A 12279-nucleotide genomic window follows, 5' to 3' on the forward strand; every position below is an offset into this window, starting at 1 on the left:
TGAGCCTTCTGCTACCGGGCAGGCAATCGTTTGTATTGATGATGGCGGATTTTTTGTTATGTTGACGGGGAGCAGTCACCTTGCAGTCAGATTTCAGTCAGAAAATATAGGGTCGGGAAATGGCAAAAGTATCACTTGAGAAAGACAAGATTAAATTTTTGTTAGTGGAAGGCGTCCACCAAAGTGCGGTTGATACACTCCGTGCAGCGGGTTACACCAATATTGAATTTCACAAAGGTGCTTTAGACACGCAATCGCTGAAAGAATCGATCCGTGATGCGCACTTTGTTGGACTCCGATCGCGTACTCAGCTGACTGAAGAAGTGTTCCAGGCAGCAGAAAAACTGGTGGCTGTTGGCTGTTTCTGTATCGGTACCAATCAGGTGGATCTGAAAGCCGCCACCCGTCGCGGTGTTCCGGTCTTTAACGCGCCGTTCTCCAATACCCGTTCTGTGGCGGAAATGGTACTGGGCGAAATGCTGCTGATGATGCGCGGCATTCCGGAAGCCAACGCCAAAGCACACCGTGGTGTCTGGAACAAGCTGGCAGTCGGATCCTTCGAAGCGCGCGGCAAACGTCTGGGCATCATTGGTTACGGCCACATCGGTACGCAGTTGGGGATCCTCGCGGAAAGCCTGGGGATGCGCGTCTTCTATTACGACATCGAAAGCAAATTGCCATTGGGTAATGCGCAGCCGATTGCCTCGCTGGAAGAATTGCTCAACACCAGCGACGTCGTGACGTTACATGTGCCGGAAACCCTGAGCACCAAAGACATGATTTCTGAAGTGCAGCTGGCACAGATGAAGCCGGGCGCACTGCTGATCAACGCCTCACGTGGCACCGTGATCGACATTCCTGCGCTGTGCAATGCACTGCGCAGCAAACATTTGTCCGGCGCGGCCATCGACGTCTTCCCGGAAGAACCGGCAACCAACAGCGATCCGTTTAATTCACCGCTGTGTGAATTCGATAACGTGCTGCTGACGCCACACATCGGCGGTTCCACCATGGAAGCGCAGGAAGGTATCGGCCTCGAAGTGGCAGGCAAACTGGCGAAATACTCTGACAACGGTTCCACGCTGTCAGCGGTTAACTTCCCGGAAGCATCGCTGCCCGCTCACACCGAGAAAGCCAGCCGTCTGCTGCATATCCACGAAAACCGTCCGGGCGTGCTGACCAGCATCAACCAGATTTTCGCGGAGCAAGGTATCAACATTGCTGCACAGTATCTGCAAACCAGCCCTGAAATCGGTTATGTGGTTATCGATGCAGAAACAGATACCGCAACACTGAATACCGCGTTGCAGCTGATGAAGGCCATTCCGGGCACCATCCGCGCCCGTCTGCTTTACTGATCTCAGCCTGAAATGACAAAGGCGCCTGAGGGCGCCTTTTTGCTGTCTGCGGTTTAGCGCCTCTTTCTACCACGTCCATACTTTGCCGGGGGTAATCACCTGCGGCAAAGGCACATCCCAGTGTTCCACCGGCAGGGCATCGACATGCTGACAATCGTGCGCCAGACCAATCGGATAAGGTCCGCCATTCTTCCAGCGTTCCAGCGTGCGGTCATAAAAACCGCCGCCCATGCCTAAACGTTGCCCGACGCTGTCGAACGCCACCAGCGGCGTCAGAATAACATCCAGCCGGGACAGCGGAATGACCTGCGTGACATCCAGTTGCGGTTCGAGAATATTGAGACGATTACGCACCAGCGGCGTGTCAGGGGTATAACGCAGGAAAAGCAGATTACCGGGGACGAAAGGGTGCAGCACCGGCAGACACAGTTGTTTGCCTTCACGCCACAGACGGGCGATGACGGGTGCGGTATCGAGTTCACCATCAAAGGACAGAAACAGGGAAACGGTGATGGCAGATTGAATCTCAGGATGCGTGGCGACACGTTCTGCGGCCTGCAGGGCAAAAGCGGTTTGCTGTTCAGTGGTCAGCGCGTTTCTGCGTTGGCGTATTTCATTGCGGATGAGGTGTCGGGCTGAAGCGAACAAAGGTGTGTAAGGCATAGATACAAACACCAGAAAGGGATGTACCGAAAAGAAAGGGGAATCTCCGAGATGCCGTCGCAGGCTGTAACCCTTGAACCCATGGTTCAAGGTGAACGTGCTGTCGCAATCTTTAGGCTTCTCGGACGGACCGAGCATGCGCACCGATTACGGATCATCACATTCTGTTGGTACTAATTATCGGCTCAGGGGACGGGCCCGCTGGCGAACATCTCAGAGAAATTTTTTACCGTTTCTGACGACCTGTGACCAGTCAGTCAGCAACGTGTGTTATTCGAAAGGCGCCCCTTCACGTTCAGAGATCCGGCCTTGTTCGAGCAATGCCTGCTCGATGGTTTGTTGCAGCATCCGGATACGTTGTTCCATATTGGATGCGTAATCGCGCGTTTTCAACCTTTCCTGAGCAAGTTCGTGACATACGTTCAATGCCGCGATGAAGACCAGTTGCTCTGTATTGGTGACTCTAGTGCGAACTTTCAGATCTTGCAACCGCTGATTAAGATCTTCAGCTGCCAGATTCAGTGCTTCCTGTTGTTCTGGCGGACAATTCACCCGTAAAGAGCGACCAAAAATTTGAATATCTACCGGTTGTGCAGACATGCCACCTTCCTGCTGATTTATTCGTCCGCCCCAACGTGACCACTACGACCTGGCGCAGGATGTTGGAAGCGGGCGCCACTATAACTATCTCAATACCAGGTTACAACCCCATGACCGACTGACTGCTGCCCGATTGTTCAGGGCGTGCCATTCATGCCTTAGACCACCCAATCGCGGGCTGCTAATCTGGTACTACGACAGACCTTGGTGGTAGCATAACACGAACTTAACCTGCCAACGATGGCGAATGCGCATGTCTATTGAGAATACTTACCCTACTTACGATTCGTTGGATCAAAACCTGAAACAACAGTCGGTTGCTCTGACCGCAGCAGAAATGCACGGTTTGATCAGTGGCTTGCTGTGCGGCGGTAATCGCGACGGCAGCTGGCTGACTCTGGTTCATGATCTGACTAACGAAGGCATCGCCTTCCCGCACACGCTGGCGGATTTGCTGCAACAACTGCGCAAAGTCACTGCAGATACGCTGGAAGATGACAGCTTCGAATTTAAAATGATGATGCCGGATGACGATAAAAACGTCTTTGAGCGTGCTGATGCACTGGCGGGCTGGGTTAACCATTTCCTGCTGGGGCTGGGCATGATGCAGCCAAAACTCGCTAAAGTGAAAGGCGAAGTCGGTGAGGCGATCGACGATTTGCGTAGCATCGCGCAACTCGGTTACGACGAAGATGAAGATCAGGAACAATTAGCGCAGTCTTTAGAGGAAGTGGTGGAGTACGTCCGCGTGGCGGCCATCCTGTGCTTTGGTGAATTCGGTCACAGCCGCCCGACGGCTGCAGAAAATCACCGTACATTGCATTAATTAAAACGATTTCAGGAGAAGGTGATGACTCAGCAAGAGTACGAGAATCGTCGTCAGGCGCTGTTAGCGAAGATGGCACCGGGAAGCGCGGCAATCATTTTTTCTGCGCCGGAAGCACCGCGCAGTGCCGACAGTGAATACCCGTATCGTCAGAGCAGTGATTTCTGGTATTTCACCGGATTCAATGAACCGGAAGCGGTGTTGATCCTGGTGAAAAGTGATGAAAATCATAACCACAGCGTCCTGTTCAACCGTGTTCGTGATCTCACTGCTGAAATCTGGTTTGGTCGTCGTCTGGGTCAGGACGCGGCACCCGCTAAACTTGGCGTGACCAAAGCGTTGCCGTTTGACGATATCAACGACCAGCTTCACCTTCTGCTTAACGGCCTCGACGTGGTGTACCACGCGCAAGGCGATTACGCCTATGCCGATGACATCGTGAACCGTGCGATGGAAAAACTGCGTAAAGGTTTCCGTCAGAATTTCTCTGCTCCGGCCACGGTCACCGACTGGCGTCCGTGGGTGCATGATATGCGCCTGTTCAAATCAGCGGAAGAAATCGCCATCATGCGCCGCGCCGGACAGATCACCGCGCTGGCCCATACCCGCGCGATGGAAAAATGCCGTCCGGGCATGTTCGAATACCACCTTGAAGGCGAAATTCATCACGAATTTAACCGTCATGGCGCACGTTATCCTTCCTACAACACCATTGTGGGCGGCGGCGTAAACGGCTGCATTCTGCATTACACCGAAAACGAATGCGAACTGCGTGACGGCGATTTAGTGCTGATCGACGCCGGTTGTGAATATCAGGGCTACGCCGGTGATATTACCCGTACGTTCCCGGTGAACGGCAAATTTAGCAAAGCGCAACGTGAAATCTACGACATCGTGCTGGCGTCAGAATACAAAGCGCTGGAAGTTTTCGGACCGGGCAGCAGCATTCAGGCCGCGACCGAGGCCGCAGTGCGCGTGATGATTGAAGGCCTGATCAAACTCGGCGTGATGAAGGGCGACGTCGAAACCCTTTACGCTGAACAGGCGCACAAACAGTTCTTCATGCACGGTTTATCGCACTGGCTGGGGCTGGACGTGCATGACGTCGGCCATTACGGCTCGGCAGATCGCAGCCGTACGCTGGAACCGGGCATGGTGCTGACCGTTGAACCGGGTCTGTATATCGCGCCGGACGCCGACGTACCGGAAGCGTACCGTGGCATCGGTATCCGTATCGAAGACGACATTCTGATCACCGCCACCGGCATTGAAATTCTGACCGGCGATGTGGTGAAAGAAGCCGATGATATTGAAGCCCTGATGGCGGCGGCACAGAAATAATATGAGCATTGTCATTGTTGGCGGCGGGATGACCGGCGCAACGCTGGCGCTGGCGATTTCCTCGCTGACCGAGGGGCGCTTGCCGGTGCATCTGGTGGAAGCCACTGCGCCTGAACATCACGGACATCCGGGTTTTGATGCCCGTTCGATTGCGCTGGCACAAGGCACCTGCCAGCAATTATCGCGGGTGGGTATCTGGCCTGCGCTGGCGAATATCGCCACGCCCATCCGGGATATTCACGTCAGCGATCGCGGTCACGCGGCCTTTGTGAACCTCAATGCCGCGCATTATGGCGTTGAGGCGCTGGGGCAGGTGGTTGAGTTGCATGAAGTCGGTAAGCGCCTGTTTGCGATGCTGAAAAATGCCCCCGGCGTCACGCTGCATTGTCCGGCCAAAGTCACGGATGTCGCGCGTTCGCAAGAGTCTGCCAGCGTGACACTCGACAACGGTGAAACGCTGACCGCACAACTTCTGGTGGCGGCGGACGGCTCACACTCCTCACTGGCCAAAGCCTGCAACATTGGCTGGCAGCGTGAAGATTACGGTCAGATTGCCGTGATCGCGAATATCGCCACCAGCGAGCCACACCACAACCGGGCGTTTGAACGCTTCACGAAGCACGGACCGCTGGCGTTACTGCCGATGTCCGATGGCCGCAGTTCGCTGGTCTGGTGTCATCCGCGCGAAGCCAAAGAAGAAATCGATAACTGGACTGAAGCACAGTTCCTCAGTGAGCTGCAAAAAGCCTTCGGCTGGCGGCTGGGTACCATGAAACAGGCCGGTAAACGGTTCAGTTATCCGCTGCAATTGCAGCGAGCCAACAGCCATATCAGCCACCGTCTGGCGCTGGTGGGGAATGCGGCGCAAACACTGCATCCGATTGCCGGACAGGGTTTTAACCTCGGTCTGCGTGATGTCATGACACTGGCCGAAACGCTGGCTAATGCCGCGGCACAAGGCGCGGATGTTGGCAGTTACCGCGTACTGAGTGACTATCAGCAGCGCCGACAACCCGATCAGCAGGCAACCGTCGGCGTGACCGACGGCCTGATCCACCTCTTTGCCAACCGCTGGCTGCCGTTAATGGTCGGACGTAATCTCGGCTTACTGGCGATGGAAGGCATTACGCCATTACGCGATGCGTTTACCCGAAGAACTTTAGGCTGGGTTGACCGTTAAGCCTTACAGGAAAAATTATGCAATCTTTTGATGTGGTTATCGCCGGTGGCGGAATGGTTGGTCTGGCGCTGGCGTGCGGATTACAGGGCAGCGGTTTGCGCATTGCGGTGCTGGAAAACCAGCAACCGGATCTCGATTCGCCGTTACCGGAACAGCCGGGTTTACGGGTTTCAGCTATTAATGCTGCCAGTGAACGTCTGCTGAAATATATCGGCGTCTGGGACAACATTATTGCTCAGCGTGCCAATGCCTATCAGGGGATGGAAGTCTGGGATCGTGACAGCTTCGGCAAAATCGCCTTCCGTGGCGAAGAATATGGCTTCAGCCATCTGGGTCACATCATTGAGAATCAGGTGATCCACCGTGCGCTGTGGCAGCGTGCGGAAAAATCTTCCGACATCACGTTGCTCGCACCCGCCACGTTGAAGAACGTAGCCTGGGGCGAAAACGAAGCGTTTATCACCCTTAATGATGATCGCCAGCTCAGCGCGCGTTTAGTGGTCGGCGCGGACGGCGCACAGTCATGGCTGCGCCAGCATGCCGACATCCCGCTGACTTTCTGGGATTACCGTCATCATGCACTGGTAGCGACCATCCGCACGGAAGAGCCGCACCAGTCTGTTGCACGTCAGGTCTTTCACGGTGAAGGTATTCTGGCATTTCTGCCGCTGGCCGATACCCATTTGTCTTCTATCGTCTGGTCAGTGTCACCGGATGAAGCACAGCGCCTGAGCGCGCTGGAGCCTGAAAAGTTCAACAAAATCCTCGCCAGCACTTTTGACCTGCGACTTGGCGTGTGTCGCGTAGAAAGTGAGCGCCTGACCTTCCCGCTGACCGGCCGTTATGCCCGCAGCTTTGCCTCACAACGTCTGGCGCTGGTCGGCGATGCGGCACACACCGTGCATCCGCTGGCCGGACAGGGCGTGAACTTAGGCTTTATGGATGCTGCTGAACTGGCGTCTGAAATCAAACGTCTGCAAAAAGAAGGCAAAGATTTCGGCCAGCACATGTACCTGCGCCGTTACGAGCGTCGTCGTAAACACAGCGCGGCGCTGATGCTGGCGGGTATGCAGGGCTTCCGCGAACTGTTTGCCGGGGATAATCCAGCCAAAAAACTGCTGCGCGACATCGGCCTGACGCTGGCGGATTCCCTGCCGGGTGTGAAACCGAAACTGGTCCGTCAGGCGATGGGGCTGAACGATTTACCCGAATGGTTACGGGACGATTCACTTCGATTGAAATAATCTAATTTCAGCTCAATTTTTTCATTACATTTTCTAATCCGGGGCCGGATTTTTCATTCTGCAAATGGTGAGAAATCCGGCCTTGTCGTTATATAACATCGATACTTTTGCTGTTTATTTGTAGATTTTGCGCCGCAAACCCCAGTTTACCAGTCAAAAACTCTGCACAATGCCCTTGTGAAATCACTGACATTCCCGCTGCTCTGCATATTTTAACTTATGGTTAGTGAGCTTATTCAGTGGTAAGTTCGAGCGAGGGTATCGTTTGCGCGGTGTGCTGTTTATGCACTTAATTAAATGAGGAATAAGATGGTTAAGCAGACTCAGCTTTATGAACAACATGTTGCGTGCGGCGCGCGTATGGTCGATTTCCACGGCTGGATGATGCCTTTGCATTATGGCTCTCAGCTGGATGAACACCACATCGTGCGTCAGGATGCCGGTATGTTTGACGTCTCGCACATGACCATTGTCGATCTCCACGGTGCCCGTACCCGTGAATTCCTCCGTTATCTTCTGGCGAACGATGTCGCCAAGCTCACCGTTCCCGGCAAAGCGCTGTACACCGGCATGCTCAATGCGTCCGGCGGCGTGATAGACGACCTGATCGTTTACTTCCTCAACGAAAATTATTTCCGTCTGGTGGTTAACTCCGCTACTCGTGAGAAAGATCTGGCATGGATTTCGCAGCATGCAGAACCGTACGCTGTTGAACTGACGGTGCGTGATGATCTGGCGCTGGTCGCTGTGCAGGGGCCGCAGGCGAAAGAAAAAGCGGAAACTTTGTTTACCGCTGAACAAAAACAAGCGGTCGCGGGCATGAAGCCGTTCTTTGGCGTTCAGGCGGGCGATCTGTTTATCGCCACCACCGGTTATACCGGCGAAGCGGGTTATGAAATCGCGCTGCCGCAAGAGCAGGTGGCTGATTTCTGGCAGAAATTGCTGGCCGCAGGCGTGAAACCCGCCGGTCTGGGCGCACGCGACACGCTGCGTCTGGAAGCTGGCATGAATCTCTACGGTCAGGAAATGGACGAAGGCGTGTCACCACTGGCGGCCAATATGGGCTGGACCATCGCATGGGCACCGGAAGACCGTAACTTTATTGGCCGTGACGCACTGGAAAGACAGCGCGAGCAGGGCACTGAACAGCTGGTAGGCCTGGTGATGACCGAGAAAGGCGTATTGCGTAACGAACTGCCGGTACGATTCACCGACAGCGCGGGCAACACGCTGGAAGGCGTGATCACCAGCGGTTCGTTCTCCCCGACGCTGGGCTACAGTATTGCTCTGGCACGCGTTCCGGCGGGCATTGGCGAACATGCCATTGTGCAAATCCGTAACCGCGAAATGCCGGTAAAAGTCACCAAACCAGGTTTTGTCCGTAACGGCAAACCTCTGGCGCAGTAACGAATTCGAGATAAAAATTATCCAGTTAACGCTGAATTAAGCACTTTTTGGAGAAAATAACATGAGCAATGTTCCAGCAGATTTGAAATACGCCTCTTCCCACGAGTGGGTACGTTCAGAAGGCAACGGCGTTTACACCGTAGGCATCACCGAACACGCGCAGGAATTACTGGGCGACATGGTTTTCGTTGATCTGCCAGAAGTCGGCCGCGAAGTGACTGCCGGTGAAGACTGTGCCGTGGCTGAATCCGTGAAAGCGGCTTCCGACATTTACTCTCCAGTTAGCGGCGAAATCGTTGCAGTGAACGGCGAACTGGAAGGTTCCCCGGAGCTGGTCAACAGCGAGCCATATGGCAGCGGTTTCCTGTTTCAGATTAAAGCGTCAGACGAAAGCGAACTGGCTAAGCTGCTTGATGCAGATGCCTATTCAGCTTCCATCGACGAATAATTACACATTGTTTTACCCGCCCCGCAGCCTGCGGGGCAGTTCCCGACCCGTAGCTTTTGTCAGTATCCCAAGACACCTCCAGCAGATTTCAGGAATGCGTAGCAAATGACTCAGACTCTCAGCCAACTCGAACACAGCGAAGCCTTTATCGGCCGCCATATCGGTCCGTCTTCTCAGCAACAGCAACAGATGCTGGAAACGGTCGGTGCGGATTCCTTAAACGCGCTGATCCAGCAGATCGTTCCGGTCGATATCCAGTTGCCGGGGCCACCGGCCGTCGGCGATGCCGTGACGGAACATCAGGCGCTGGCTGAGCTGAAAGCCATTGCCAGCCAGAACCAACGCTATAAATCCTACATCGGTATGGGTTACAGCGCGGTGCTGACGCCGCCGGTTATCCTGCGCAACATGCTGGAAAATCCGGGCTGGTATACCGCGTACACGCCGTATCAGCCGGAAGTGTCGCAGGGCCGTCTTGAAGCGCTGCTGAACTTCCAGCAACTGACCCTGGATCTGACCGGTCTGGATCTGGCGTCTGCTTCTTTGCTCGATGAAGCGACTGCCGCCGCCGAAGCCATGGCACTGGCAAAACGCGCCAGCAAACTGAAAGATGCCAACCGTTTCTTCGTGGCTGACGACGTGCATCCGCAAACGCTGGACGTGGTCCGTACCCGTGCGGAAACCTTCGGTTTTGACATCATTGTTGATAAAGCCGAAAAAGTGCTCGAGCTGGAAGGCGTGTTCGGCGTGCTGTTGCAGCAGGTTGGCACCACCGGTGAAGTGCACGATTACACCGCGCTGCTGGGCGAACTGAAAAAACGCAAAATTATTACCAGCGTCGCCGCTGACATTATGGCGCTGGTGCTGCTGGCCGCACCGGGCAAGCAGGGCGCTGACGTGGTCTTTGGTTCCGCGCAACGCTTTGGTGTGCCGATGGGCTACGGCGGTCCGCACGCGGCCTTCTTTGCCTGCGTAGACGAATTCAAACGTTCCATGCCGGGCCGTATCATCGGGGTTTCCCGCGATGCTGCCGGCAAAACGGCACTGCGTATGGCGATGCAGACCCGCGAGCAACATATCCGCCGAGAAAAAGCCAACTCCAACATTTGTACCTCGCAGGTTTTACTGGCCAACATTGCCAGCCTGTATGCGGTATTCCACGGCCCTGAAGGCCTGAAACGCATTGCCTCACGCATTCATCGTCTGACCGACATTCTGGCCGCTGGCCTGAAACAGGGTGGCCTGACGCTGCGTCACAACACCTGGTTCGATACGCTGACCGTCGAAGTGAAAGACAAAGCCGCTGTGCTGGAACGTGCGCTGAGTTTCGGTCTGAACCTGCGTACTGACATTCATGGCGCAGTCGGTATCACTCTCGACGAAGCGACGTCCCGCGAAGACGTTCAGATTCTGTTTGCTGCCCTGCTGGGTGACGACAACGGTCTGGATATCGACAAACTGGACAAAGCCGCATCGACCGACAGCAATGCCATTCCAGCGGCGATGCTGCGTGTGGATCCGATCCTGACCCATCCGGTATTCAATCAGTACCACAGCGAAACCGAGATGATGCGTTATATGCACCGTCTGGAGAAAAAGGATCTGGCGCTGAATCAGGCGATGATCCCGCTGGGTTCCTGCACCATGAAACTGAATGCCGCAGCAGAAATGATCCCGATTACCTGGCCGGAATTTGCCGAGCTGCATCCGTTCTGCCCGACAGAACAGGCTGGCGGTTATCAGCAGATGATTGGTCAGTTGTCACAATGGCTGGTTCAGCTCACCGGTTATGACGCGGTGTGCATGCAGCCGAACTCCGGTGCGCAGGGTGAGTACGCGGGTCTGTTGGCCATCCGCCGCTACCACGAAAGCCGTAACGAAAGTGGTCGTCACATCTGCCTGATCCCAAGCTCAGCGCACGGCACCAATCCAGCTTCCGCGCAGATGGCGAGCATGACCGTAGTGGTTGTCGCGTGTGACAAACAGGGCAACATCGATCTGAGTGACCTGCGTGAGAAAGCGGCGAAAGCGGGCGATGAGCTGTCTTGTATCATGGTGACTTACCCTTCAACGCACGGCGTTTACGAAGAGACCATCCGCGAAGTGTGCCAGATTGTGCATCAGTACGGCGGTCAGGTTTACCTCGACGGCGCGAACATGAACGCCCAGGTCGGCATCACCACGCCGGGTTACATCGGCGCGGACGTGTCGCACCTTAACCTGCATAAAACTTTCTGTATCCCGCACGGCGGCGGCGGCCCGGGCATGGGTCCGATCGGTGTGAAAGCGCATCTGGCTCCGTTCGTTCCGGGTCACAGCGTGGTGCAGATTGACGGCGTACTGACGCAAAACGGCGCGGTTTCTGCGGCTCCGTTCGGCAGTGCTTCCATCCTGCCCATCAGCTGGATGTATATCCGCATGATGGGCGCGGAAGGCCTGAAGCAAGCCAGCCAGGTGGCAATTCTGAATGCCAACTACATTGCGACCCGTCTGAAAGACGCCTATCCGGTGCTGTATACCGGCCGTGATGGTCGCGTGGCGCACGAATGTATTCTGGATATTCGTCCGCTGAAAGAAACCACCGGTATCAGTGAAATGGATATCGCCAAACGCCTGATCGATTACGGATTCCACGCCCCGACTATGTCCTTCCCGGTGGCCGGTACGCTGATGGTTGAGCCGACCGAATCCGAAAGCAAAGTGGAACTGGATCGCTTTATCGATGCGCTGCTGGCAATCCGCAGTGAAATTGATCGCGTGGCGAAAGGCGAATGGCCGCTGGAAGATAACCCGCTGGTGAATGCACCGCACGTGCAGAACGAGCTGGTCAGCGACTGGAACCACCCGTACACCCGCGAAGTGGCAGTCTTCCCGGCCGGTTACGACAACAAATACTGGCCGACGGTAAAACGTCTGGATGACGTGTACGGGGACAGGAATTTGTTCTGTTCATGTGTACCGATGTCAGATTACGAGTAAGACTCCGTTCTCCTCCTCGCTGAGAAGGGTGAGGAGTTAAAAATTCGGTCTGCTCCCTCCCCTGCGAAGGGGAGGGTTGGGGTGGGGTATTAAAGTAAAATCAATAAGTTGAAGTATGCTTTTGCCGGGTGTTAGCCCTTAAAACCCCCTCCCAACCTTGTATGTTCATTTCAATGATTGATTTACGTCGTTGATCATTGAAATCTCTTTCAAGCATCTATTATTTTAACGAG

General features: G+C 54.9%; 10 protein-coding genes and 1 other RNA gene. 8 read left to right on the plus strand and 3 right to left on the minus strand.

What is annotated here, in order from left to right:
* Positions 1-119 precede the first annotated feature (119 nt).
* The gene (gene serA, locus EDF78_RS22935; protein ID WP_095924834.1) at positions 120-1358 is read left to right on the plus strand and encodes a phosphoglycerate dehydrogenase; all 1239 of its coding nucleotides are present in this window, start codon (positions 120-122) and stop codon (positions 1356-1358) included.
* Between the two features lie 66 nt (positions 1359-1424).
* Here serA and EDF78_RS22940 read toward each other — a convergent pair whose 3' ends face one another.
* From EDF78_RS22940 to zapA, 3 genes are all read right to left on the minus strand, one after another.
* Positions 1425-2021 carry a 5-formyltetrahydrofolate cyclo-ligase gene (locus tag EDF78_RS22940; protein ID WP_119826882.1) on the minus strand — a complete coding sequence of 199 codons (597 nt, stop codon included), beginning with the start codon at positions 2019-2021 and terminating at the stop codon, positions 1425-1427.
* Between the two features lie 39 nt (positions 2022-2060).
* Positions 2061-2244: non-coding RNA, 6S RNA (ssrS, locus tag EDF78_RS22945), on the minus strand.
* A 47-nt stretch (positions 2245-2291) separates the two neighbouring features.
* Positions 2292-2621, minus strand: a complete 330-nt coding sequence (zapA, locus tag EDF78_RS22950) for a cell division protein ZapA (protein WP_013576788.1) — start codon at positions 2619-2621, stop codon at positions 2292-2294.
* Positions 2622-2874: 253 nt separating this feature from the next.
* Between zapA and EDF78_RS22955 the strand changes: the two genes are divergently transcribed.
* From EDF78_RS22955 to gcvP, 7 genes are all read left to right on the plus strand, one after another.
* The gene (locus EDF78_RS22955) at positions 2875-3447 is read left to right on the plus strand and encodes a YecA family protein (protein WP_095924836.1); all 573 of its coding nucleotides are present in this window, start codon (positions 2875-2877) and stop codon (positions 3445-3447) included.
* A 24-nt stretch (positions 3448-3471) separates the two neighbouring features.
* Positions 3472-4788, plus strand: coding sequence for a Xaa-Pro aminopeptidase (gene pepP, locus EDF78_RS22960; RefSeq protein ID WP_095924837.1), 1317 nt, complete (start codon positions 3472-3474; stop codon positions 4786-4788).
* 1 nt (position 4789) lies between these two features.
* Positions 4790-5968: a 2-octaprenyl-6-methoxyphenyl hydroxylase gene (gene ubiH / locus EDF78_RS22965; protein WP_133823964.1), complete on the plus strand. Its 1179-nt coding sequence runs from the start codon at positions 4790-4792 to the stop codon at positions 5966-5968.
* 17 nt (positions 5969-5985) lie between these two features.
* A complete protein-coding gene (gene ubiI, locus EDF78_RS22970) occupies positions 5986-7212 on the plus strand; it encodes an FAD-dependent 2-octaprenylphenol hydroxylase (protein WP_133823965.1) in 1227 nt (408 codons plus the stop codon).
* 309 nt (positions 7213-7521) lie between these two features.
* On the plus strand, positions 7522-8619 hold the full coding sequence (gene gcvT / locus EDF78_RS22975; RefSeq protein ID WP_133823966.1) for a glycine cleavage system aminomethyltransferase GcvT: 1098 nt from the start codon (positions 7522-7524) through the stop codon (positions 8617-8619).
* 61 nt (positions 8620-8680) lie between these two features.
* Positions 8681-9067: a glycine cleavage system protein GcvH gene (gene gcvH / locus EDF78_RS22980; protein WP_095924841.1), complete on the plus strand. Its 387-nt coding sequence runs from the start codon at positions 8681-8683 to the stop codon at positions 9065-9067.
* Between the two features lie 105 nt (positions 9068-9172).
* Positions 9173-12046: an aminomethyl-transferring glycine dehydrogenase gene (gcvP, locus tag EDF78_RS22985; protein WP_095924842.1), complete on the plus strand. Its 2874-nt coding sequence runs from the start codon at positions 9173-9175 to the stop codon at positions 12044-12046.
* Positions 12047-12279: the final 233 nt, after the last annotated feature.

Origin of the sequence: Rahnella sp. BIGb0236, assembly GCF_004364755.1 — a bacterium.
GTDB lineage: Bacteria > Pseudomonadota > Gammaproteobacteria > Enterobacterales > Enterobacteriaceae > Rahnella > Rahnella victoriana.